This is a genomic window from Spirosoma spitsbergense DSM 19989 (assembly GCF_000374085.1).
GTDB lineage: Bacteria > Bacteroidota > Bacteroidia > Cytophagales > Spirosomataceae > Spirosoma > Spirosoma spitsbergense.
Map to the genome: position 1 here is coordinate 38932 of NZ_KB893557.1, position 23772 is coordinate 62703.

Annotated in this window: 26 protein-coding genes; 13 read left to right on the forward strand and 13 right to left on the reverse strand. The window is 51.6% G+C overall.

The annotated features are described in order from the left end of the window. Positions 1 to 37: 37 nt before the first annotated feature. The 4 genes from B157_RS0119515 to B157_RS0119530 all read right to left on the reverse strand — a co-directional run bounded on the left by B157_RS0119515 (position 38) and on the right by B157_RS0119530 (position 4481). Positions 38 to 1594 carry a vanadium-dependent haloperoxidase gene (locus B157_RS0119515; RefSeq protein WP_020604992.1) on the reverse strand — a complete coding sequence of 519 codons (1557 nt, stop codon included), beginning with the start codon at positions 1592 to 1594 and terminating at the stop codon, positions 38 to 40. Positions 1595 to 1622: 28 nt separating this feature from the next. After that, positions 1623 to 2519 carry a hypothetical protein gene (locus B157_RS0119520; protein WP_020604993.1) on the reverse strand — a complete coding sequence of 299 codons (897 nt, stop codon included), beginning with the start codon at positions 2517 to 2519 and terminating at the stop codon, positions 1623 to 1625. A gap of 182 nt (positions 2520 to 2701) precedes the next feature. After that, the gene (locus tag B157_RS0119525; protein ID WP_020604994.1) at positions 2702 to 3817 is read right to left on the reverse strand and encodes a hypothetical protein; all 1116 of its coding nucleotides are present in this window, start codon (positions 3815 to 3817) and stop codon (positions 2702 to 2704) included. A gap of 124 nt (positions 3818 to 3941) precedes the next feature. Continuing rightward, positions 3942 to 4481: a hypothetical protein gene (locus B157_RS0119530; RefSeq protein ID WP_026308814.1), complete on the reverse strand. Its 540-nt coding sequence runs from the start codon at positions 4479 to 4481 to the stop codon at positions 3942 to 3944. Positions 4482 to 4667: 186 nt separating this feature from the next. Between B157_RS0119530 and moaA the strand changes: the two genes are divergently transcribed. The 3 genes from moaA to B157_RS35780 all read left to right on the forward strand — a co-directional run bounded on the left by moaA (position 4668) and on the right by B157_RS35780 (position 6835). Continuing rightward, positions 4668 to 5648, forward strand: a complete 981-nt coding sequence (moaA, locus tag B157_RS0119535; protein ID WP_020604996.1) for a GTP 3',8-cyclase MoaA — start codon at positions 4668 to 4670, stop codon at positions 5646 to 5648. Between the two features lie 66 nt (positions 5649 to 5714). After that, positions 5715 to 6497: a hypothetical protein gene (locus B157_RS0119540; protein ID WP_020604997.1), complete on the forward strand. Its 783-nt coding sequence runs from the start codon at positions 5715 to 5717 to the stop codon at positions 6495 to 6497. A 26-nt stretch (positions 6498 to 6523) separates the two neighbouring features. Beyond that, positions 6524 to 6835: a DUF6804 family protein gene (locus tag B157_RS35780; protein WP_020604998.1), complete on the forward strand. Its 312-nt coding sequence runs from the start codon at positions 6524 to 6526 to the stop codon at positions 6833 to 6835. A gap of 55 nt (positions 6836 to 6890) precedes the next feature. Here the strand turns inward: B157_RS35780 and B157_RS0119550 are convergent, their stop codons facing one another. After that, entirely contained in the window at positions 6891 to 7823 is a 933-nt protein-coding gene (locus B157_RS0119550) for an ABC transporter substrate-binding protein (protein ID WP_020604999.1), read from the reverse strand. Between the two features lie 20 nt (positions 7824 to 7843). Further along, positions 7844 to 8800: an ABC transporter substrate-binding protein gene (locus tag B157_RS0119555; protein WP_020605000.1), complete on the reverse strand. Its 957-nt coding sequence runs from the start codon at positions 8798 to 8800 to the stop codon at positions 7844 to 7846. A 167-nt stretch (positions 8801 to 8967) separates the two neighbouring features. On the opposite strand from B157_RS0119555, the gene B157_RS0119560 reads away from it, so the two are divergent. Beyond that, the gene (locus B157_RS0119560) at positions 8968 to 9237 is read left to right on the forward strand and encodes a hypothetical protein (protein WP_020605001.1); all 270 of its coding nucleotides are present in this window, start codon (positions 8968 to 8970) and stop codon (positions 9235 to 9237) included. A 127-nt stretch (positions 9238 to 9364) separates the two neighbouring features. Here B157_RS0119560 and B157_RS0119565 read toward each other — a convergent pair whose 3' ends face one another. Continuing rightward, complete coding sequence (locus B157_RS0119565) at positions 9365 to 10570, reverse strand: acyltransferase family protein (protein ID WP_084761843.1); 1206 nt, start codon at positions 10568 to 10570, stop codon at positions 9365 to 9367. Between the two features lie 211 nt (positions 10571 to 10781). Between B157_RS0119565 and B157_RS38395 the strand changes: the two genes are divergently transcribed. After that, positions 10782 to 10970 carry a hypothetical protein gene (locus B157_RS38395; protein ID WP_157618508.1) on the forward strand — a complete coding sequence of 63 codons (189 nt, stop codon included), beginning with the start codon at positions 10782 to 10784 and terminating at the stop codon, positions 10968 to 10970. A gap of 156 nt (positions 10971 to 11126) precedes the next feature. Here B157_RS38395 and B157_RS0119580 read toward each other — a convergent pair whose 3' ends face one another. After that, positions 11127 to 11582, reverse strand: a complete 456-nt coding sequence (locus B157_RS0119580; protein WP_020605005.1) for a hypothetical protein — start codon at positions 11580 to 11582, stop codon at positions 11127 to 11129. A gap of 71 nt (positions 11583 to 11653) precedes the next feature. Continuing rightward, positions 11654 to 12577 (reverse strand): polysaccharide deacetylase family protein, encoded by a 924-nt coding sequence (locus B157_RS0119585; RefSeq protein WP_020605006.1) that lies wholly within the window; start codon positions 12575 to 12577, stop codon positions 11654 to 11656. 147 nt (positions 12578 to 12724) lie between these two features. Here B157_RS0119585 and B157_RS0119590 point away from each other — a divergent pair, with 147 nt between their 5' ends. The 3 genes from B157_RS0119590 (at position 12725) to B157_RS0119600 (ending at position 14662) form a co-directional block, all read left to right on the forward strand. Further along, positions 12725 to 13327 carry a hypothetical protein gene (locus tag B157_RS0119590; RefSeq protein ID WP_020605007.1) on the forward strand — a complete coding sequence of 201 codons (603 nt, stop codon included), beginning with the start codon at positions 12725 to 12727 and terminating at the stop codon, positions 13325 to 13327. Between the two features lie 314 nt (positions 13328 to 13641). Further along, positions 13642 to 13980, forward strand: coding sequence for a winged helix-turn-helix transcriptional regulator (locus B157_RS0119595; protein WP_020605008.1), 339 nt, complete (start codon positions 13642 to 13644; stop codon positions 13978 to 13980). 94 nt (positions 13981 to 14074) lie between these two features. Then, positions 14075 to 14662, forward strand: coding sequence for a hypothetical protein (locus B157_RS0119600; RefSeq protein WP_020605009.1), 588 nt, complete (start codon positions 14075 to 14077; stop codon positions 14660 to 14662). 45 nt (positions 14663 to 14707) lie between these two features. Here the strand turns inward: B157_RS0119600 and B157_RS0119605 are convergent, their stop codons facing one another. Together B157_RS0119605 and B157_RS0119610 are read right to left on the reverse strand one after the other, a co-directional pair. Continuing rightward, on the reverse strand, positions 14708 to 15520 hold the full coding sequence (locus B157_RS0119605) for an outer membrane beta-barrel protein (protein WP_020605010.1): 813 nt from the start codon (positions 15518 to 15520) through the stop codon (positions 14708 to 14710). Positions 15521 to 15529: 9 nt separating this feature from the next. After that, entirely contained in the window at positions 15530 to 16876 is a 1347-nt protein-coding gene (locus B157_RS0119610) for an SGNH/GDSL hydrolase family protein (RefSeq protein ID WP_020605011.1), read from the reverse strand. 225 nt (positions 16877 to 17101) lie between these two features. Here B157_RS0119610 and lysM point away from each other — a divergent pair, with 225 nt between their 5' ends. From lysM to B157_RS0119640, 5 genes are all read left to right on the forward strand, one after another. Further along, positions 17102 to 17563: a peptidoglycan-binding protein LysM gene (gene lysM / locus B157_RS0119615; RefSeq protein ID WP_020605012.1), complete on the forward strand. Its 462-nt coding sequence runs from the start codon at positions 17102 to 17104 to the stop codon at positions 17561 to 17563. A gap of 122 nt (positions 17564 to 17685) precedes the next feature. Continuing rightward, on the forward strand, positions 17686 to 18597 hold the full coding sequence (locus B157_RS0119620; protein WP_026308817.1) for a DUF937 domain-containing protein: 912 nt from the start codon (positions 17686 to 17688) through the stop codon (positions 18595 to 18597). A gap of 116 nt (positions 18598 to 18713) precedes the next feature. Continuing rightward, positions 18714 to 19598, forward strand: a complete 885-nt coding sequence (locus B157_RS0119625) for a S1 family peptidase (RefSeq protein ID WP_020605014.1) — start codon at positions 18714 to 18716, stop codon at positions 19596 to 19598. A gap of 72 nt (positions 19599 to 19670) precedes the next feature. Then, positions 19671 to 20756 carry a M20 family metallo-hydrolase gene (locus tag B157_RS0119635; protein ID WP_020605015.1) on the forward strand — a complete coding sequence of 362 codons (1086 nt, stop codon included), beginning with the start codon at positions 19671 to 19673 and terminating at the stop codon, positions 20754 to 20756. Positions 20757 to 20850: 94 nt separating this feature from the next. Next, complete coding sequence (locus B157_RS0119640) at positions 20851 to 22200, forward strand: alpha-L-fucosidase (protein WP_020605016.1); 1350 nt, start codon at positions 20851 to 20853, stop codon at positions 22198 to 22200. 36 nt (positions 22201 to 22236) lie between these two features. Here the strand turns inward: B157_RS0119640 and B157_RS0119645 are convergent, their stop codons facing one another. Together B157_RS0119645 and B157_RS40580 are read right to left on the reverse strand one after the other, a co-directional pair. Beyond that, positions 22237 to 22848 carry a DUF6624 domain-containing protein gene (locus B157_RS0119645; protein ID WP_020605017.1) on the reverse strand — a complete coding sequence of 204 codons (612 nt, stop codon included), beginning with the start codon at positions 22846 to 22848 and terminating at the stop codon, positions 22237 to 22239. Positions 22849 to 23046: 198 nt separating this feature from the next. Then, complete coding sequence (locus B157_RS40580; RefSeq protein ID WP_084761844.1) at positions 23047 to 23286, reverse strand: DUF3859 domain-containing protein; 240 nt, start codon at positions 23284 to 23286, stop codon at positions 23047 to 23049. Positions 23287 to 23772: the final 486 nt, after the last annotated feature.

Sequence of the window (23772 nt, forward strand, 5' to 3'; positions counted from 1 at the left end):
CCGGTCCTGTCGGTGAGGCTGAATCAGCTACCCTGAATTACAGTCCAGATCCATCTGCTTTACTCCGGGCAACGGCGTAAGCACCAATATTTTTACCGCACGCCAATCCGGCTGTGCAGTCGAAGCGGTAATGAATGAGCCCATACACCCGCGAGTCCGATGCCTCCTGCGCCTGCGCCCAGAATTCGTCGGTCCGGGCGGGGAAAATGCTGGATAGTACCTCAGCCGCAGCCGCCGAGAAAGTCGAGTGACCCGATGTATAGGACGGAAAATTAGGGAGTCCAACGGACGTTTTCATACCGAACTGCTGCGGACGGGGATAGTAGTAAAACATCTTCGTATCCCAGCAGCAGACTCCGGCATCCATGAGGGAAGTAGCTACCAGGGCCAGTGTGCGGGCCATGCGTACTTCACTGTATCTGGCTTCATTGGCTTCATTGGCTGCATTGGCTGCTGTACGCATCCAGTGACCGGGTGGGGTGTAGCTACCCGCGCCATCGGCCCAGTAATTGGCAATCCGGGCCTGTTCGCGGGTTTGGTTGTTGTTAATGGTCTTCAACTCATCCAGGGCTTTCGCAAATTCCGGACTATCCAGGGCTGGGGGGGGCACCGGACGCAGTTTAACTTTCGTGGCCGCATCAAAATTCCAGTTCAGTACCGCTCCGTAGTTGGGCAGCATGGGCGGGCGAACGGGTATTTCCTGGCTCTGCCACACTTCCGTTAAACCCCGGCCCTTGGCCGCTTCAACCATACCAGCCGTGAGCGTCTGGTTGTTGGCAGCGCTCATCCCATCCATTTTGGCCTTGGCCATAACTTTGGCGGCTACCTGGTTGCCTAAATCGATACCCGCTACCAGGTCACTGGCCACGTTCATGCCGGCCCAAATACGGCTATTCTGGTGCTCGGCCAGTTTCGCATCAAGAAACGGTACTTCTCCCGGAAACATGGCTTTCAGTACCGTGTACGAGGCAGCAGCAATTACCGCATCTTCGGATGGGTACGAGGGCAGGACCGACGTGGGCAGAGCAACCCGAACGGTGGCATCGACTTTGGATGGCGATGGCCGCTTGTATGTGTATTTGTAGTTCCAGGTTGCCACCAGTGCATCATACTGGGCCACACTTAGGTAAGCCAGCATGCGGGCTGTGTAGGGTGGATTGGCAAACGGGAATTTAGGATCGGCCAGGGGATTGGCGGCATCCGGCACCGGGTATTTACCATCGGCGTTCGAGGCTGATGGCGTATTATAGCGGGCGGCTAGTTCGCGGGCTATTTCGTCCCAGCGATACACCGCCCCGGCTCCCCAGTACACAACGGCCTCCTGCTGCTCCTGGCTTAAACTGGCCGATTTTGATTTAAGGTCAGTCAGTTCCGCCTGGTAGGTTGCCGATGCGGTGCTGGCTGGAGCAGCGAGGGTTACGTCATTTGGTGCCGTTAGTACGTAGGTTTTCCAGGTACCTGCTTTTTCATCCAGGCTACCGGGCGTATACCCAACACGCTGGGGTTCCGAAATACTTTTATCGCAGGAAATTAGGGCAACTGACAGGACGGCAGAAAGGATGGCAATTGTAAGAAGTTGACTATACTTTTTCATAAGGTTACGACCGCATGAGCGGGGTTGATCACTTTCTAAAATTGATTTGGTAGAGAAGGCCCAGCATATAACTGGTGCTTTGCCCCACATTCTGCCCATCGATTACGTAACCGACCCGGGCGTTCAGGCCTATATTCCGGGGCTGTACCTTTCCATACCAGCCTACCGCGGTAGCCTGCATGTTATTGGTCATAAAGGGCATATCATTTCGACGGATATTGTCGCCGTTGATGCAGGCGTTACGCTCCGCCCATACTTCGGTCTGCCAGTCCTTACGCAGAATGCCCAGCCGGACAGCGGCATCGTAGGTGTTGGTAAGCTGCACCTGATTGGTGTTGTACACCTGGTCATTAGCCTGATAAGCGTCCTGGTCAATCGTACTGTTTCCCCGCCAGCTATAACTGCCATGAGCCGTTACGTAAATACCTGTTTTCGGTTCCCGGTAATTGGCCAGTAATCGTCCTGTGGCGGTACGGGACTGAAAGCCAATGGACATCGGCAGGAAACTTGGTACGTAGTTTCCTACAGGAATGGATGCCCCCACAATGGTATGCAGCGAAAAGCCGCCCGTTTGTACGGCTTTTACTTTTAGCCAGGCTGATAAATCCTGGATACCATGCTGCCCCATCAGATTACCCGCGCTGGTACTGGTCCACACGTATGGCAGGCTCAGAATCACGTTTACCCGCTTGCTAATACCAATAGCGGGCATAATCGTAACACTCTGCATAGTGAATGTGCCGATGTTGAAGTTCTCCCGCTTCAGGGTATTTTCCCAGTATTGGTTCCAGGAACTTTGGCCGTACAGACCAGCAACACAAACCTGATTCTTACCCATATAGATCGCATCATGCGGCATCTGCGCCTGTGCGACCATAGGTATAATAAAAATACTGATTATCAGGAATTTTGCAGATAATTTCATGAAAACATCAATGTGTATGATGGATTTTTAACAAAAGTTTTGCGGGCTAAGAATGCCGCTGAAACAGAGGCATCTGTAAGAAGGTCAGGCCCGCTGTTACCAGTCTAAGTGTTACTGAAGAGTAACAAAGTTGGGCCTTACGCCCAACCTGGAGTTAACCCGGTCGGGCGTAAGGCCTCTTCTTAGAACCAGCGCGAGACGTTAATTGACACCAGATAATCCGCGAAGGCGGCATCGCCATGTTTCAGGCCCAGTGGATCCAGCCGATCGGAAAAACTGGTAATTCGATTGCGGTAAACGGCAATGGGCACCGTGGCGGCTATGGATGTTTTGTGCCGCATGTACGACAAACCGGGTTCAACGGAAACGATATAACCAGGCCGACGGAAACCCGAACTGCCACCAAACGCATCCATCGCCGGAACGCCTTCTACCCGGCCGCCCAGCATAATGGCCAGGCCGGGAAGGGCTTTGATTGACTGACTCAGGCCAACGCGGGCAGCAAACTGGTCGGCTACGGAGAAGGTACCCGTCACCAGGTCGGGTGTGGTGGATTCGGGGCTACGAACAACGCCGTTTGTTTCGCGTGGATTGAACAAGTAAAAGCCATTGGCATAGGCCGTCAGGGTTTTGGATAAGGAAGCATACCCCTGTAATTCGACGCTGGCACCTACGCCCCCATCACCAAGCTGGATAGACTGGTCAACGGGTTTATTAATGGTATAATCCTGGCCCTCTTTGGTCAGTTTATGAAAATTATCGGTGGCACCATAATTACCGGTTGGCAGTTTTACGCCCAGTCCAACAGCCAGGTTGGCTTTGGGTAATTTGACTGGATTGACCAGCCAGTAGCTGCCCGAAATCCGTACATCACCAATGCCTTTCGAAGTTGTATGGAACCGTCTTTGGTCAGGGTTTTGCGTAATGGAGTTGCCGTAATGCTCGTACAGGGAGGAACGGTCATTGGCCTGAATGGGTAGATTGACCGAGAACGACAGCCGCTGATTAACCAGGTACGTAATCCCTAAATCGAGGGCGTGGGATACGTTTATCACATTAGTCCCCTGTTCTACGCGCTGTTTCTGCTCGGCATCGCCTACAAAATGCTTGTAAGACCGAAAGAATCGGTAACCTGCTGACACCTGCCAGTGGCCGGTACGCTGTTTGAAGTAATCAGCTGAACCCACCGGGGCTGCACAACTCATGTGCCGAACGGCCACGCACCCCTGCGCCGACGTTGAAGTATTGGAAATAAGGATATAAGCCGTTGCCAGAACGACGGTAAAAATCGTTTTCATGATTGAAAGAAAGTCTGATTGGAGAAAAATAGAGACAGCCAAATCGCTCGTAAAGACCAATTATCTGCCATCAATGAATAGCAGACGATAAGCCCAAACGGGATTAGTGGCACCAAAAACAGAATCAGACTCGGGGCGGGGGCGAATGAACGGGCAGAGCGCGGGTTGCCGCTACGAACAAGTGGCCGGGTATGCGAATAGCCTCACGCCAGTTGGGAGGAAGAAAACTAAAAACAGCCCGCGACGTTGGCGAGTATTCTTTCAACAGGAATTTGAGGAATTGATTGGCCTTTTGGTGCGAATCCGTGGCACCGGCAACGTGGTTGTTCAGGAACGATAGCAGGTCGCTTTGCCAGAAGGAAGGACTTTTCATTTCCAGTCCCTCTATATGCAGCATTTCGCCCCTAATTTCAATACTGACAACGGAATAATAATGCCTGCGGTAGCTGAATCCATCCGCCGTGGTACGGGTAATGGCGTTCGCATCGAGCTTGTTCTTCAGCGGAATTTGAAACTCCACTATACTATCCACGGACCGATAGACCGAAAGACGTTCTGAAAGGTCATGCTCTGCCTGCCACCACGTACCCACAAACACCAGCACATAGGCCAGTGTATGATACACCAGTAGGGCAAAGAGACCGATGGAGACTACTTTCTTCAAAATGGCAGTGCTCAAGTTTTGATCAAAAGTACTATTAAATCATCAACAAATTATAAAGATTCGGCGATGTGTTAGTAGACTGGTACATGTGACAAGAGACAGGTTGATAAAAATACGCTTTCACGCTCCTGGATTACCCTGCTCTATGTAATTAAAAACAGTAGTTTTGTGTTAGTCCAACAGCGTATGATTTACGATAACCACAACCGTCCTATTACCTACCTCCGGCTGGCCGTAACCGACCGCTGCAACCTGCGGTGCTTTTACTGCATGCCCGAAGAAGGCATCAAGTACCTCCACAAAAGTCAGGTGCTAACCTACGAGGAAATGGAGCGACTCGTTCAGGTTCTGGCTCGTCTGGGCGTGCAAAAAGTGCGGATTACGGGCGGAGAGCCGTTTGTACGGGCGGGTCTGATGGATTTTCTGCACCGTTTGGCGGCTATTGATGGACTCAATGATATTTCCCTGACAACCAACGGCGTACTGACCGCTCCCCACGTTGCCGATTTAGCCGCGTTGGGCGTCAGGTCTGTTAATCTGAGTATGGATACCCTGGACCGCGAACGGTTCCGTACCATAACCCGGCGCGACGAACTGCCCGCCGTACTGAAAACCCTCGACGCGTTATTGGACGCTGGCATTCAGACAAAAATTAACGCGGTGGTGATGGATGGGCAGAATACGCAGGACCTGATTCCGCTGGCCGACCTGACCCGGACCATGCCCGTTGATGTACGCTTCATCGAAGAAATGCCATTCAATGGCGAGGGTAGCCATTACCCCGTACTGCACTGGACGCATAAACGTATCATCGACGAAATCAGAAGCCATTTCCCCACGCTGGAAAAGCTTCCCGACCCGCCCTTTTCTACCTCGGCCAACTATCAGATTCCGGGCCATCAGGGTACTATCGGCGTAATTGCTGCTTTCAGCCGGACGTTCTGCGGCACCTGCAACCGCATTCGCATGACGGCGCAGGGAACGCTGAAAACCTGCCTGTACGACGATGGTGTGCTGGACGTTCGGGCACTGCTCCGGTCTGGTGCATCGGACGAAGCATTGACCGCTGCTTTTTTGAAAGCCTTCTCGCACCGACCGCTCAATGGCTTTGAAGCCGAGAAAAACCGGAGCACCGTAACGGAATCCATGTCGACCATTGGGGGGTGAGGTTATACGCCGGATGTACTGTAATGAAATAAGCCCAATCAGCCTGCCTCTTAAAACGGTTCAGTCATGCGCAGTCTTACCATCCAGATTCCGCAACCCTGCCACGAACGCTGGGACGAAATGCACCCCGCCGACCGGGGCCGGTTTTGCGCCAGTTGCCAGAAAACGGTCGTTGATTACACGAATTACTCCGATCAGGAACTAGTCAGGTTGCTCAGTAAAGCGCCGGAAACGGCTTGCGGGCGTTTCCGGGATGAGCAGCTAAATCGCCCGCTTACTCGACCAAAGCCGGGTAGCCCGGTTTGGCGGCATTGGGTTGGTTTGCTAACGATGGGTTTGTTTGGCTGGCAAACGGCCAGGGGGCAATCAAGTCAGGTTGCCAAACCAGCGCAGGCGGTCTCGATGAGGCCGGTTTTCTCTGTTTCAGTGATTCCCGTTCAGAAAGCTATCAGCTTTGATGCGAAAGTAACCATCAACGGTCGTGTTATGCTGGAAGATACCAACAGGCATTTGTCCCCGATGTCGGGCTGGAATGTGTCAGTTTTTCAATCTGGAGAAACTTGGCAAGCCAGAACGGATAGCTGTGGATTTTATAGGTTGACTGTACCGGTTCGGGTGCAGCAAAATCCTATTCAGGACCCGGTAAAGTTCTCCATTAATGCATCATACCCGGGTTATCTTCGTGCTGGTTCTACAGTCAGCGTAAAGCCAACAGCGACATCGGTTTCGGTAGATGATATTATACTCCGGCAATTGCTGACGACCCCAAGAACTATCACTGGCGGTGGCATCTGTATAATTCAACCACCGTCCCGCTGGCAGAAGTTGAAGCGTAAACTGTTTCGCTAATCAGCCCCTTTTTGTTAAGTTGCGGTATGAGAATTTATAGCGCCATTTTATTTGTCTCAGCGGGATTATTATTCCTGGCTACGCTGGCAGTCTTATCATTGCCCTACGGCTACTTCACTTTTCTCAGAATCGTTGTCTGTAGTACAGCGGTCTACGCGGCTATCCGACTGAAAGATTCCACTATTCCCTTTCTGGCTTTGCTGATGGTGGCTATCCTTTTCAATCCGTTGATTCCTGTTTACCTACCGAAACTTACGTGGCGAATCATAGACCTGGCCGTAGCGGCTGCCTTTATTCGATTAGCCCTCAAATCACTGAACACGCAGGATTCGCGCTAACTAGCTCTACCCGTTAGTGATCATAAGGTTTCTCCGAATTACCAGCAGATACGCTTTACAGATATTCGTTCGTGAACAGGGTATCAGCATCAAGGTGCTGCACCATCACGCCATTGGCATCCGTGAGGAGGTGGCTACGAATAAGGAAGTTTGTAAACGACTCCCAGACTGATTGCTCCATCTTTCCCCACTGTCCGACCTCATTCAGGTAATAGCTGGATACCATTCGCTGGCTCTTTTTCACAAAGGCGTTGTCGCTCAGCGTGGGATGGTTAGCAGTGTCAATCAGCATCCGGGCGGCTTCGTCCGGGTTCTGAGCAGCAAAAGTGAATCCCTCGGCGGTGGCAGCCAGAAACTGACGCAGTGTGTCGGCGTTTTGACCGGCCCAGTCGCGGTGGGCAATCAGTACCGGGCTATAACCGTACGGAATAGCATAATCGTTCAGCAAAAACTGATTCAGTTCAATACCCTGAACTTCGGCTTCAACCCCTTCCCAGGGCAGGAAAATCCAGGTAGCATCGGCTTCTTTTGACAGCAATGCCTGCCAGATGGCCAACCGGGCGGGTTGGGAGGATACGAATTGACCGGTACCGCCGTCGTTCCGAATCATCTGCCGGATAATATCGTCTTCATACCGCGCTGCATAGGACGCATACACTTTCCCGTCTAACTGCCCGGGTCGGTCAAGACCACTGGCTTTCAGGGTAACGATAGCACTGGCATCGCGGGCCAGTACGGCCGCTACGGCTTCTACCGGAACCCTATTGGCCTGATAACTAAAAACACTTTCGGAGGGGGCAATGGCCAGGTCGGCCCCGCCTTCGGTCAGGCGTTTGGCCGGGGTAAGCTCGTAGCCATCCTCGTCGGGCAGCAGGAAGCGAACATCCAGGCCCGCCCGTTTATAGGCTCCCGTGGCTAAGGCTACGTAAAACCCGGTGTGATTCGTGTTGGGAGTCCAGTCGAGAGCCAGACGGATACTACTCTTCATGTAACAATAGGGTTATTTTATCAGCGTATACCAGCCGGTACGTTTTCCAGGTAATCGTTGGTAAATAGGGTATCGGCATCCATTTTCTGGATTAATTCGCCGTTAGCATCCGTTAGCATCCTGTTCCGTATCATCCAGTTAACGAACGATACCCAGATGTTTCGGTGCATACGGCCCCATTGTCCTTCGGGGTCCAGATAATAGCTCGAAACCATTTGCTGGCTCTGCTCCACAAAATTGCGGTTGGTGAGCATGGGATGGTTGGCCGTTTTGATAAGAATCCGGGCGGCTTCGTCGGGGTTTTTTACCGCAAACTGGAAACCGGCCGCCGTTGCTTCCAGAAACCGGCGCAGAGCATCACCATTTTCGTTGACCCAGTCGCGGTGGGCAGTTAGTACTGGGTTGTAACTGTACGGAATTTCGTACTCATCAAACAAAAACTGGTTCAGGTCAACCCCGTCGATATAGGCTTTCACGCCCTCCCAGGTCAGCCAAACCCAGGCCGCATCGACTTCGCGGGTTACCAGCGCCTTCCAGATACCCGCCCAGGCCAGCTTATGCGGTACGAAGGTTCCCCGGCCATCGTCGTTCTGAATCAACTGCCGGATAATATCCTCTTCGTAGCGGGCACCGTAGGAAGCATACACCTTACCATCCAACTGCTGTGGCCGTTCAATACCGCTTTCTTTCAGGGTAACAATGGCACTAATGTCTCGGGCAAGTACGGTGGCCACCGCTACCAGCGGAACACCATTTGTCTGGTAGCTTATAACACTTTCAGAAGGGGTTATCGCCAGGTGCGCATCGTTCTGCGAAACCCGTCGGGCAGGCATCTTCTGGTAGTCTTCTACATCGGGAGAAATAAACTGTACATCAAGACCTGCCTGCTCGTAGGCACCTTTGGCCAGAGCAACATAAAAACCAGTATGATTGGTATTTGGGGTGCGGTCGAGAGCCAGGCGAATAATTGTTTTCATACACTACAGCGCTGTTACGGCTAGTTTAACTATCCTGAACGTATATGGTTTTTGCAGACCTAAACAGCTTTGTCGGGCCATTTGGCTGGCTGCATAGCACCTGAGGTATAGTTTATAAGTAAACGAAGCGGGTGAAATACTTCCTGCACCCGTAATCCCCGTGACGAATGCTAAAAAAACTTCTAAAAATCGTATTAGGGTTTTTTGCCCTTCCGGTCGTTACTGCAGGTGGTTTCATTTTGTTCGGAGTTGAGCACGAACGGCGTTACGAACCGGTATTTTGTTGCTTCGGCTATTTGAGTTACGGAGAACGGGTATTGGCAGGGCTTGTGGAGTCAACCATCAACCAGGTTATTGGTGAACAGTTTGTGAAGCACCCGCGCCCCCGAGGCAGTAGATGCAATAGAGTAAAAGCTGTTGTTGCAGGCTTGTACTGAGTCCTGAATGAGGAGTGGGATGAGCGTTTACAAACAGGCTTTCCTGACTTTCGTCCATCCATAGTGATGCTGGTTCAGATGGCAGCTTGGCCTGCGTGTTTCATACGTTTTGATGTACCCGACCCATTCAGGTTGTCAAACTGGCTTTTACCGGAGTTGGGCTGAAGTGGTTGTCTCTGAACCTGATAAATGGCTGTTCGATATAGTAGTACATCAGCGTAGATGCCCCGATTGTGCAGGCCCAGTAAACCAGATAGGCAATAAACCGGGTACTTTGAGAAGCATCGACGGGCATTACGCGTTGAATAAGACCCAGGATGATTGACTGGTTGAGCAGGTACATTGAATACGAAACCAGGCTGATGTGCGTGATTGTTTTCGCCAATAACCGGCTGCGCGGTTGCCAGTGGCTCAGGGCCGGCAGCATCAGCATAATCCCGATACTGGTCAGGGTGAAAAAGAAAATGTTGGTCAGGGTAACTGAGTTAAAATAGTTATAGCCTCCATAAATAAACAGGAATCCACCGTAGCAAAGTGTAATACCCCCTAACAGCCATAGACCCGAACCGGCCATCCGCTTCCAGAGTGCCGGTTTGTAGTAGCTGATATAAGCCATCAGGACCCCGAAACCGATGGCATCCAGCCGCATGACGACCACCATTCGGGTCAACATCCAGCCCATCTGCACCTGATTATCGGGAATGCCGAAGCGCACGCCCACCGGTACGACCGTAAGGATCAGCACTGCCCATAAGACGGCCCTTCGGGCGGGTAGGGTCACGCGTACAAGACAAATCAATAGTAACGGGAGCAGTAAATAAAACCACTCCTCAACGGACAAACTCCAGGACTCTGGAAAGAAGTTCGAGGGTAAGTTAGCGAACAGGTTCTGGACAAAAAAGCAGTAGGTCCACAGTTTATCTACCAGTACGATTTGTTTGATCGATGCTTTAATGGTATTGTGCCGGGTTAGTTCAGCCAGGAAAATACCGACATTCAGCAGTAAGACAAACCCGTAGGCGGGCAGGGTCCGAAACCACCGCCTGAACCAGAATACGCGTAAAGCCGCTACCGTAAGTCCTTCGCTCCGCGCGACACCTTTTATCAGGATGCCACCGATCAGATAGCCACTCAGTACGAAAAACAGATCGACCCCATCCGGCAGAGGAATAAACGGAACCAAAAACAGGGCATGGCCATGGTGAAATACGACCAGCAGAATCGCCACAGCCCGCAGCAAATCCAGTCCGGCCCTGCGCTCAGGCAGTGGGTGTAGGGGGCGTAGGTTGGCTAGAGGCCTGATGGGGCGGATGGTTTGAGCAGGATGGAGCATTCAGGGGTGGCCGGGTGTGAACCGATGAGTGACGAAAAACAGCGACAATATAGAAAATAAGCGGGTAAGAAAATACGTATAACGCATGTTACTCCAACCGGCTTGCTGCTCATGGACGGTTAACGACGAATCGGCCCATCATCCAGCATACTTACTGCCGGTTTTGGGATGATACTTGGCTATAAAATCGGTTAAACCATCCACCACGAACTTGCCCGTCAAGGACTTTTCGCTGATGGTAACAAAAAACTCACGGCGGGGCCGCACGTGTGGTCGTAAACGCTTCATCGTTGTGGATGTACTGGGTTTGGTGCTGGCCCTACTAACATCGGCCAGTGTGGGGAGTGAACCGGTGCTTTATTGCTCTTCGCGGCTGTACGCCAACGGTTCACGCGGTTGAAGACCATCATCGCCGACCAGGGTTTCGATGGTATCGATTTTCTGGCCACCGTCAAAGCAACTGGCTAAATGACGGTCGATGTGGTTTGTTGTGTACTGGGCGTGAAGGACTCTCAGCCGGGCCGATTTTATGGTTCATGCAAGCACGGGCCTGGCCTTACGACCCCCTAAACCCGGTGGGCCAGTTGAGCACGAACGACGTTACCAACTGGCATTTTTCCGCTTCGGCGATCTGATCATGCCTGCTTTGAGCTTCCGCTTCGATGAGTTTCTCAATCACTTTGCGGTCATCCTCGCTGGGGGCTACAAAAATCTGGCCTGTCTCGAGCCGTTTTTTTTCAGGCCAGGGCCTGAAATTTTGCCACTCAGACGTCCGAGACGCTAATGGCTTATAAATGGCTGTGGTCGGATGAACGAGTTGCTGCGGGGTGGCAGGGGGCATGGTCAGATGCTGCACCAGGGTGGGAGGTGTCTGCCAGGGCCGAAGGTAGTTCCGGGAGCGATAGGCGTGCTTGGCGATGCCGTGCTGGCGGCCCGGTCGGGCATCAATCGGGTTGGTAATTCCCTGTTGCCAACCACGCACCTTTTGATTGGCAGCAACGATGCTAACCACAGCTGGTTATGGTTTACGGTTGGCTAACGCATAATTGCTTTCACGTTAGCCAACCATAAATCATAAAATCGTCATTTTCCGTCGAAACTCTGGTTCATGTTCCGGTAGAACGTTTTGGCGCTCCACTGACCACCCGCAATGATACGCCGGATGGTGTACAGCGGCATGGTATCGTCGCGTTTATCGGCCAGGGTGAAGGCGGCTGTATACCCACGCTTCTCAATTTCGGGAAGAACGGCATGGCTCCACAGGCCAAAAGGATAAGCGAAATACTTAACCGGCTTGCCCGTGATGGCCTCCAGCTTGGCCTTAGGCTCTTCAACCTGAATCTTCCAGTCGTCGCCCTGGTATTTCTTCACGTTGTGGTGGTCCCAGGTGTGCGCGCCAATCGTGTGCCCTTTGTCCGACAAATCTTTAATCTGCGCTTTATCCATATAAGGCTGTTTGCCGTGACGGCCAATGGCCACTGTCATGATGAAAAACGCTCCTTTGAAGCCGTGCTTATCCAGAATAGGTAAAGCCGTTTCGTACTGATCAAGATCGCCATCATCGAAGGTGAGCATCACTGGTTTTGACGGTAGTGCTGCCCCTTTGGTCAGGTAGGCATAAAGCTGATCGGGCAGAATGGTATGATACCCACTATCGGCCAGCATCTGCATCTGTTCCCGGAAAGAAGCCACAGGAATGATATAATCTTTCGCCCCTTTGGAATCACTACCCCGCCAGTCGCGTATCTGGTGATAACACAGGATAGGTACCTGAGGGCGGGCCAGGATGGTAGCCGCATTAGCAATTGGCCCCGACACGTCGTCGGCTGGTTTGACTTCCGGGTCGGGCGATGAGGGAGCCGTTTCGGTCTTTTCCGCCACTTTTTCAGAACTTGTGGTGGTTTCGCTAGTAGCCGAACCTTTAGACTGACAACCCGTGAGGCCGTTGGTCAATAAAACAGACAGACAAATTGCCGCTGCGAAAGAGATTGTTTTACAGATAAACATAATTTGTTTTATATGGTCCAAACTTACGGAAAAAGTCTATAACACTACTTCCTGATTTTTGATGTTCTTCGTTATTTTGAGAGAATTTTTTGTTCTTAGGCATCGGTTTTGTGCCAAAATCAGTGTGGTTGCCCTAGTCTTTACTTCATGAAAAAAGTTCATTATCTGTTTTATTGCCTCACTCTTTTCGCCTGTTCGGGGAATGAAAAGTCGACCCAGGGAAGCCGGATTAATTCGGTTCAGGTTGCGGATACGATCAATTCGTCAAAAGGAGGTGACGGGGTAGCCGAAGCGCCGGTTTCGAAGCCGGTTGTCAGTACCCGTTCAGTAGGCTGGCAGTACCAGAAGACCATTAATGAGGAAAGAGAAACAATCCATAAAGCATCGCTGGATTCACCTACGCTGCTTCAGTTTGGATTTCCGTACACGGGTGGCTCAACGGCCGCGCTAACCATTCGCCAGCGGCAGCAACAGCCCGCAACGGTTTATTTACAGGTATCGAACGGACAGTTTAACCGGAGTTTTCAGGGTGGGCGTGTTCGTATTCGTTTCGATGGTAAACCGGCGGTAACCTACACGTATTCAGCGGCTGAGAACGGGAGTGCGACCATCATTTTTTTCGATGAAGCCGGGGAACTCATCCGGCAACTGAAAGCGGCTAAAAGAATGGTTATCGATGTTGCCTTTTATGGACAGGGAAACCGGCAGATTGAGTTCCGTACGGCTGGCCTGGTGTGGAACCATTCGTGAAGCCTTATTTGCGTTCCCTGTCAGGCAGCAACGTGTCTGGAAACGAAAGGCGGGAGCTGTTCTTCTACAGGCCGTAGAAAGGACAGGCGTGTTTTTGCCACTGCTCCAAATGGGGAGTTCATTGCCTTACGGAGAAGAATAACAACATTTATCTTTGTCTGACTAACAGGTAATTACTCGTGTACTGTTTATTTATACTATTACTGAAAGATGGTTGTGTTACCGATTAAGTACAAATACTTATCTTTGCTAAAATTTACTCAAGTGTCTTTTAATCAGTGTCTTGTATACTGAAAGGTAAGTAATGCATCTTTATGAATTACCAGTTTATGGATCTCGAAAGTGTGGATACGGAGCAGTTATCCCTTAAAAAAACCTTAGATATTGTTTGTGGCAAGTGGCGATTATTCATTGTCTATCAAATTGGTACTGAGGCACGCCGGTATGGCGAATTAAGACGGATGATTCCGGAAGTGAGTGAAAAAGTTCTGGTTCAGGAACTAAAGTCACTCGTTGAACTGGGCATGATAGAGAAGAAGATTTACGGCGAAGTACCGCCCCGGGTTGAGTACTCGTTGACCACAAAAGCGCTGAAGGTTTTGCCAACCCTTCTTAAGCTCACCGCTATTGGTGAAATATTCCTTGAACCCTAGATAACTGACTTTTTTTGACTTCGGCTCGTTAATTGATAGCACAGAATCAAAAACGGAGTCAATGAATGTAAAGCTGTGTTGTCTTTCTATCTGTATGGCCGGGCTATTGCAATCGGCTCAGGTAAACTGGCAGCATGGGAGTATAGGGCCAACACGGCAATTGGGGCTGATACCAGTTGGCGCTGCAACGATGGATGATCAATACGATAGGGAACTTCAATTCAATATCTACCGGTTTCTGGTATCCGCTCCCGATAGTGGTCGTGTTCGAACGGTAACGATTAAAGCCTACCGGGGCGAACTGCTGCTCACCAAATTTACCGTTCGGGTGGATGGGGCGGTGAGTGGAACCGACGTGGCGGATCTGGATGGTAATCGTTTTCCTGAACTATACCTGTTCAGTACCAGCGATGGCAGTGGTTCATTTGGCCGCGTATATGCCTGGCAGTTCATGCCCGAACGCAAAGCCGATATTTCCCTTCCCCGAAACTGGCTGCCCGAACCTGTGCAGGGATACATGGGGCACGACAGTTTATGGGTCGAGAACAACCTACTTTGCCGAAGGTACCCGATTTATCAGGCTGGCGACGCTAATGCCACATCATCAGGCGGTTACCGGTTGATGCGTTATCAATTGAAACCCGCAGGAACGGGCTATGCGCTAACCGCCAAACAGGAATAACAGGGCTAGTCACTAGACGACTAACCCTGTTGAAACGAGTGGTTTCTAAAATAGTTTGTACCCAATTGAAATGGTAGCAATGCCCAGGAAACCTTTGATTCCCTTGTCTTTATATACTCCACCCACCGGTGCGGCATACCGCAAATCGACATCCAGACAAGGGATTGGTGTGTAGCCAACACCCAGTTCCAGCGCGTACGTAAAGTCTTTGACCTCCAGATTCTGCGCTTCGTACCTGTTCAATAGATTCGTGGTGCCGGTAGTGGCAGGAATGTCCGTTTGGGGAAACGCAACCGCACTGTTGGCGTTCAGGACTCCTCCTGTGTTACGGGTAGCTGTTGCTTTCTGTACAAAGATGAAGTTAGGACCGGCATAGCCGCGCAACTTTCCATCCATCCAGCGTTTGCCAAACAGAATGGGCACATCGACTGCTTCCAGAACGGATTCCGACACTACGTTCAGCGTGGCATTCAGCAAACCGGGCTGTACACTCACAGGAAGCGCATTCGCCAGCGCCGGATTCGCATTGACATCGACCGTAATGATACCTTTCTGTTTTAGCACGAAACGGTTGTACGTTACTTCCGCCTGGATAAAGAAAGTAGAAAAGTTTTTGCGAACCCACAGCCCGCCCGAATAGCCCAGGCCAATGCCGTCGCTTTTGTTTTCCAGGTCCGGTACCTGCACACTCCCTACCATCTGGCCGGGTATGGTAGTGAAGCCGTGCGTAAAGGTTGCTCCCCCCTTGACTCCCCCCTCCAGGGTTGAAAAAAAAGAGGATTGGCCTGAATTTTGAGCTACTGCCGCCGATGCGCTGAAAAGTAGCAGCGTGGCAACTAAAAAATGAGTTGGTTTCATCCGTTTGTTTTATTGTTGCAGCAACACCCGGCGGTAGTCAGCCGGATTGACCTGCGAAATGGTGGAGCCGTATTTGGCGTTGATTCCTTTAATAATTTCATTGGCCATCAGCGCGTAGCCAGCCGGCGTCAGGTGAATCCCATCCAGACTGAATACGCCCCCCTGAATGAAGCTGGATGTGTAGGTAATGCCGTTCTGGGTGAGGCCGGCAGCAGAGCCAACTTGTGTAAGCACCGTATTGGGGTCAACATAGGCTACCCCTTTGCTATCGGCCTGGGCTTTCATAATGCCGTTGAAGGCATCAATGCTGGCGGTCATGGCGGTAACTTCACCCGCGTCCAGTACTACATTATTCGGCAGGGGGTTGGTAGGGCTGAGGCCGTAAGGACCATTCTTAGTGCCTACCGTCGAATTGCCAATACTGGCGTAATTCGTGGCATTGGATAGCATCAGTAAGTCGCCCGCCTGCGTGGCCCGTACGCTGGTAGCCGTCTGGATGTACAGCGCCGTGATGGGGGTAGTTGGGTTAAGCAACAGGTTGATCTGAGCCAGCACCAATGGTATCGACAGGGTAGAAAAGTAGGGTGCGGTTGTAATGTTCGGAATACCAATGACAACGCCTTTCCGGCCACCTTCGGTCAGCTTGTTCATGATAGCCGTAAAGTTGGTAGTGAACAGGGCTGTGGTGGTTAAAGGCGTTACACCACCGGATGTAGCAAACCCGAGCGCATCGTTATTCCCCAGCCAGCAGGAGAAGAAGGTAGCATTGGTCAGATTGTTACTGACATACTGAAAGTAGGTGGTGGTGGGGTCAGCAACCAGCCGCTCAAAATACGGATTGCCTGCCGCCGAGCCGTAACCAACCGTCAGGATATCGGCTGTTCGAATCCCCGGCACACCCAGGTTCTGGTTAGCATCGGTAAACTTAGTGTACAGCACTCCTCCATTGGTGCTGGTTCCCCGTACCGCGCCGGGCGCTACCTGCCCGATGGAGGTGATTAAACTGGTAGGGTCGGCCAGAGAAGGTACCCGTATAAGTTTCAGGTAACCCGAACCGGCGGCCTGGGCTTCGGTAAAGAGCGGCTGGGTAAAACTTCCCCCGCCCGCAGCGGCAAACTGCCCCGCCAGCATGTTGGGGTAGGAGTTCCGCTGACTATCGCGGTAAAGCCCTCCATCCGCATAGCCGGACGTTAGCGAATTGCCCACCGCTACGTATTTGGTAAAATCGGCACTTCCCCTGGTGGGAATAATGGCGGCACTGTTGGCATTGGGGTCAATGTCGTTGTTTTTGCAGGCATTCAGGCCTACCAGTAGGGTTAGTACCAAGCCCCATCGAAACCGATTCTTGTTGTACATGTAGAAACGTAACGTGATTAATTGAGTAAGTAGGATTAACAGAATAATGAAAAGAACGCAAAAGTAGTGGCTTTATGCGCGTGAAAAGCTGGCTATAGGTCAGAAGTATGGGTCCGTTGAAAATAATAATAAACAAACCATAAAGTAGCCGTGTTGTTTGTCAGTAAAGAGTTGACTTAATTGCCATCCATTCACATATTGTTTCATTTTAATCATACTAAACCAATGGGTCTTTTATCATTTTTTAAGGGCGTAGGCGAGAAGATTTTTCACAAGGACGATTCCCAGCCAGCCGAAGCTGCCAAAGTTGAACCCGTTCGGGCGCAGGCATTGCTGGACCACGTAAAAAAACTTGGTCTGGCCTATAATACGTTGACGGTCAAAACAAACGGGGATACAGTTACGCTGACGGGATCGGTTAAGAAGCAGGAAGATGCCGAGAAAATTGCCCTGGCTGTAGGTAATGTAGAAGGCGTATCGGCGGTTGATAACCAGTTGAGCGTAGACGAGCCAACCCCGGAAGGCAAATACTACACCGTGAAATCCGGCGATTCACTGTCGAAGATTGCGAAGGAAGTATACGGTGATCCAATGAAATACGGCGTCATCTTTGAAGCGAACAAACCAATGCTGAAGGATCCCGATCTGATTTATCCGGATCAGGTATTGCGCATTCCGCAGCTGTAAGCAATAAAAAGTACCGATTAAAAACGGGATGAGTGTTGCCAACCGGCAAACTCATCCCGTTTTTATTTCCGAACATTTGCGCACAGTCATGGTTTTACTGGACATACCTCAACGAAAAAATCATGGCCGTTCATTTACTATCGTACCTGAAAGAACAGTTCACCCCGGCAGTAGTCGATCAACTTAGTAACGAACTGAACGAAACGCCCGCTGGCACCCTTAAAGCCATCAACGGTGTCGTGCCAACGCTGCTGGGGGGGCTTACCCGCCAGATTCAGTCGGCAGGTGGGCCATCGTCGATCATTAGCTTCTTTGACAAGCAGGAATACGAGTCGGTCCCGCTGGATATAAGCCAATCGGTAGGAGAGCACCCCGCCGATGCCGGAAACAGTCAGGCCGGGCGTTCGTTTCTGGACCATATTTTTGGTGATAATCTGACCCGTACCACCGAACTGATAAGCCTGTACAGTACCACAAAACCGCAGTCGGTTCTGGCTATACTGACGCAGGCAGGCACGGTGCTGATGGGCGTTTTGGGACGGCAGGAGCAGGAAAATGGTCTGACGGCCGAAAGCCTGAAAACGCTGCTTCTGGGGCAGGCGACGGAGTTCAGGAAGGCACTCCCCGGCGGACTGGACGGCGTGGGCAGTTTGCTGGGTTTTGATGAACTGGTAACGCCTGCCGGGCCGGAAACGGAGGTGCAGGGAATGGATAACTTCAGTGGAACGGTCATCAATCCAAATATTCCAAAAAGTGCCGAAGGAGATCGGCGGAATGAGAACAAACGGTGGTTGCGCTGGGCACTCGTTGCCATTGCCGTTCTGGTGGCTGCGTTGCTGATCCAAAAGTGCAGCGAAAATCAGAATAGCGTAGACGGCATCAGCACGGATTCTACCGCCCGGGTGGAATCGAACGCCGTGGAGGATACTTCGGCCGCAACCAAAGCGAGCATCCGGGAAGCCAACGGGCAGGTGTACGATTCAACGGCTTCGGGACCGCTCGGTATCCGCGACTCAACGGACATAAAGCGATAGAGAGTTTACGGATCGTCGTTGCCAATAAGAGCAGGAACAATGGGCCGTTCAATGGCCGGACCACAAACCGTTCTTATCTTGCGCCATAATTCAAGTCAATCCGTAACTCCTCTTTTATGTTTGTTGACGCCATTGAACGCGTTGATCTGTTTACCCGTCCCCTGCATTCGATTGTCAGACTGTATGGGCACGACGTAGTGGTGCCGGGCACGGCTACCCTTTTCTTTGTGAATCAGCAAGGATGCGCCATAACCTGCAAACACGTAGCCGACCTGATTGCCCAGGCCGATTCTATTTTTCATAATTACCGGGAATTTCAGGGCGCCCGCAAATCGGTGGTGCGGGAAAAAAACGCCAAGTACCTGATGAGCCAGCTGGAAGCCCGGTATAAGCTCAGCGTCGACACCATCATTCGGGTTCTCAACAACTTCGTCGGCTGCGTCGATCAGTTTCAGCAACTGCATATAGACCGGCACCCGACGCAGGATCTGGCCCTGTTGCGTTTTGAGGGGTTCAACCGAATTCTGTACAAATCACACGCTACATTTCTGGGCGATACCAGCCGGGTAAAACCGGGCCGTAGCCTGTGTCGGCTGGGGTACCCGTTCCCCGAATTCACCAACTTTCGGTATAACTCCGCCATGGACGATATTGAGTGGATCAGCACCGGAAGGGCTACGTCGCCCTCATTTCCCATCGATGGTATTGTTACCCGCCTGTCGGGCGATGGCAACACCATTTCGGGTATCGAACTGAGCACGCCCGGTTTGCGGGGACAGAGCGGAGGGCCGCTGTTCGATACGAATGGCCTGATTTATGGCATGCAGTCGGCTACCAATCACCTGCACCTCGGCTTCGATATTGAAGATCACGAAGTGCTCATCAACGGCCGAAAACGGCGGGTGTCCAACTATCCGTTCCTAAACGTGGGCCGGTGCGTTCATGTCGATGTAATCAAGGCTTTCCTGCGGGAAAAAGGTGTTACGTTTTATGAAGGGTAATGGCTTGTTGCTGCCCGAAAAGGTCATTTATAAACCCGCTGGCCTTATCTTTGAGAAACCAACGCTTTTTGTATGACGCAACCCGATGTTCAACACCTAAAGCAAACTACGCTCCCGGCCGATGCGCTCGCCCTGCTCAAACGCCTGATAGCGACCCCGTCATTCAGTCGGGAAGAAGGCCAGACCGCCCGGCACATCGAAGCGTTTTTTCAGGAAAAAGAAATACTGTTCGAGCGGCTAAAAAACAACGTCTGGGCCAAAAACCGCTGTTTCGATCCCGCCAAACTGACTCTTTTACTTAATTCTCACCACGACACCGTCAAGCCTAATCCGTCCTGGACGCTCAATCCGTTTGAACCGCTGGTGCGGGATGAGAAACTGTTTGGGCTGGGCAGTAATGACGCGGGGGGCTGTCTGGTTTCGTTGCTGAGTACCTTTGCATGGTTCTACGACCGGCCCGATATGGGGTACAATATCGTGATGGCTGCCACCGCCGAAGAAGAAATATCGGGTCGCGACGGGTTGGAACTGCTCCTGCCCGAACTACCCCCCATCAGCTTTGCCATCGTGGGTGAACCCACCGAGATGGAGTTGGCTATTGCCGAAAAAGGGCTGCTTGTGCTCGACTGTACGGCACATGGCGTGAGCGGTCATGCCGCCCGCAATGAGGGAGAGAACGCCATTTACAAAGCGATTCAGGACATAAACTGGCTGACTACCTATCAATTTCCGAAGGTGTCACCCACGTTGGGAGCTATAAAACTTTCGGTAACCATCATCAATGCCGGTACGCAGCACAACGTCGTACCGGATACCTGTACGTTCACGATTGATGTACGGGTAACGGAGCAATACACGCTGGAAGAAGTAATCGAAACCATTCAGGCGAACATTCAGTCGGATGTGAAACCGCGTTCTATTCGGCTCAAACCATCGTCTATTCCCGCCGACCACCCCATCGTGCAGGCCGGACTGGCGCTGGGTCGCCATACCTACGGTTCCCCCACTACCTCCGACCAGGCCGTGCTCAACTGTCCATCGCTCAAGTGCGGGCCGGGGCATTCGGGCCGGTCACATTCGGCGGATGAGTTTATCTACCTTCGGGAAATTACGGAGGGAATAACCGGCTACATCCAGATGCTGGAGCAGGTTTTATAAGAGGATGAAGAATGTAAAATGTAAAATGAATAATGTGGTATATAGTGTTCATTCTCCCTTTCTCTTTTGACAAGCGTACGATTCTATGAAATGCATGAAAGCAATCCATTCGCTATTTTTCTGTTTACTATCCGCCACTTCGTTGCTGGCGCAGCCGACGGTGAAACCTTCTCCCCGCCAACTAGCCTGGCAACCGATGGAAACCACGGCTTTCTTACATTTCACAGTCAATACCTACACGGACAAAGAATGGGGAGACGGCACCGAAAGTCCGGCTATTTTTAACCCAACTAAACTCGATGCCCGGCAGTGGATCAAAGCCCTGAAAGAGGCCGGGTTTAAACTGGCCATTATCACGGCCAAGCACCACGATGGCTTTTGCCTCTGGCCATCCAAAATGACCGGGCATTCGGTGAAAAACAGTCCCTGGAAGAACGGAAAGGGGGATGTGGTGCGTGAAGTGGCGGATGCCTGTCGCGAATTTGGCCTGAAATTCGGTGTGTACCTGTCGCCCTGGGACCGGCACGAACCCCGCTACGGCACGGCTTCGTACAACGACTATTACAAAAGCCAGCTGCGTGAATTGCTCACCAACTATGGGCCGGTTTCGGAAGTGTGGTTCGATGGGGCCAAGGGTGAGAACGCCAAAGACATGACCTACGATTTTGACGGGTACTGGGCTATCGTGCGCGAACTGCAACCCAATGCCGTTATGTTTTCGGATGCCGGACCGGATGTGCGCTGGGTAGGCAACGAAGCTGGCAACGCGGGCGAAACCTGCTGGTCGACCATCAACACGGCGGGTTTGGCTCCCGGCAAAGCCGACTCCAAATACCTGAATATTGGCGACCCGAACGGTAAGCAGTGGGTTCCGGCCGAAACGGACGTGTCCATTCGTCCCGGCTGGTTTTATCACCCCGCCGAAGATGCCAGGGTGCGGTCGGGTAAGAATCTGGTGAACCTATATTATCAGTCGGTGGGGCGAAACAGTTTGTTGTTGCTCAACGTACCCCCCAATCGGGAGGGACTGTTTTCGGAGCCGGACATCGCCAGCCTGAAGGAATTTCGCAGTATCCTGGACGAAACGTTCAAGAACAACTTCGTAGCCAAACAACCCAACCTGGCCGACGGTAAACTGGGAACGTTCACAACCCTACCGGCCAACCAGCCGCTGGTGCTGGAGCTAAACGGCGAACAAACCTTCGACCGGATTTCGATTCAGGAGAACATCGCCACCGGGCAACGGGTAGCCAGCGGGGAGGTGGAGTACTGGAACGGTACCGACTGGCAATCCCTCCAGACCTTCACCACGGTAGGCTACAAGCGACTCATGCGGTTTCCGGCGGTGAAAGCAACCAGACTACGGGTGTCCTTCACAAACACCAATGGCCCCGTACAATTGGCCGAAGTGGGCGTGTATAAGGCATCGGCGCGGGAGGAGTAAAACCGGGTAACTCATACGATACGGTCTATACGAAGCCTACTCCGACAGCCACCCCACCTTCCTGCGCCAGCTATCGTACTCGTCCTTTTCTAACTGCTTCTCGACTGCGGTTGGTTGTTTTTTCGGTTCAGTCCCCCTCTGAAACGTCAATTCGGCCAACCGCTCTTCAATAGTGTTCAGCCCCAGTTTTCGACGACGCTCATTCACCTCGTTGACAGGCGCATCAAGCTCGTAGCAAACAAGCTTGCCTTGCTCATCGTCTGTAAACTGAGTTCCGTACGACTGAGGGCGGTTCTCGTATAGGGCAATCCGGTCTGACAGGAAAGCCACGTTAACCGGGTCAATAGTTCCGGCTTTTCCCTGCTCTATTATCAGAGCAAGGCAGTCTTTCATGAATGAAGATAAACTGATAGCATGTTGAACAATCAGCCAGGCCGCCTGACTGCCTTCTTCTCCAACTCGTTCATGCGTAGGCCAGCCGATTTGGTCGATTATTTCCTGAAGTCGCCGGGCGTTTTCGAGGTGAATCTTCTCCATCTCCGGATTGTAGCCACCGAATAGTTTCCCTTCGTCAATGAGCTGTTGTCTCACTGAAAGGTCGCGCTCACGTCGCTCGACTAACTCCTGTGCTATAGCAGGATGTGACATTTTTATCGTGAAAGATTTCTGTTAGGCGTTCAAGCTGTCACCGGGAAATAGCCTCGCGAGCATTTTGTAATCGGTTCATCCAATGACCCAAAGGGCTGATGGTGACCGGAGGGCGACGTTTAAATACACGGAAGGTTGGGCGCTGTTGGCCCGCCTTCGGGACGCGCTGCCTGTGTGCCGGAACGGGGACAAAGCGTTCTACAACTGTACATCAAACCGCTTCTGCAGTAGAAGTCTGTTATTCTGCCTGACTTCAAACAACCACTCACCTGGTTGGGCCTCCCAAGTATACTCGAATCGGTAATAATCAAAATTGGTCTCACCAATAGCGCCCACTTTCCTTTCTGTTACCTCAGCGAATGCAGATTTTGATTCAGGATTAACCATTTGCGGGTGCTTAATACACGTTTCAAATAATTCTGCATTCTCTTCATCTATCCCCCTTCAATAGTCCGGTGATTCCTAGGCTGCAATACAGCCAAAACTGTGCAACTGACGTAGTTGTGTCTGATTTATTTGCAACTTAGCCTCTTCCGGTAAGATGCTTATAAATCGTTCGAGCAGTAACTCGTTGTGATAGCGGGTCTTAGCATTAGCCATAGAGAACGCTTTACGCTCTGTATCGACTGCTGTTAACCCTGATTCTACTTTCGCTACATTCACCACAGAGAGGGCCATGTTGGTGTGAAATTCCAGCTTGTTGATCGACCGCGCCTGACAATCCGAAAGACCCNTGAACTGTTTCCCATCCCGAATCAGAAACTCTTGCTGATAGCGCAACCGGTAATACTTAACCAGTTGAACTGCATTCAGGCTCAAATCTGTCGAGAAATAAGGGCGATAACTCTGAACCTCACCCTGCACGTCGAGTTGCTGCACATACGCTAAACGGATCGTGCGTTTGAGAAAGAGGCAGTTCACCAA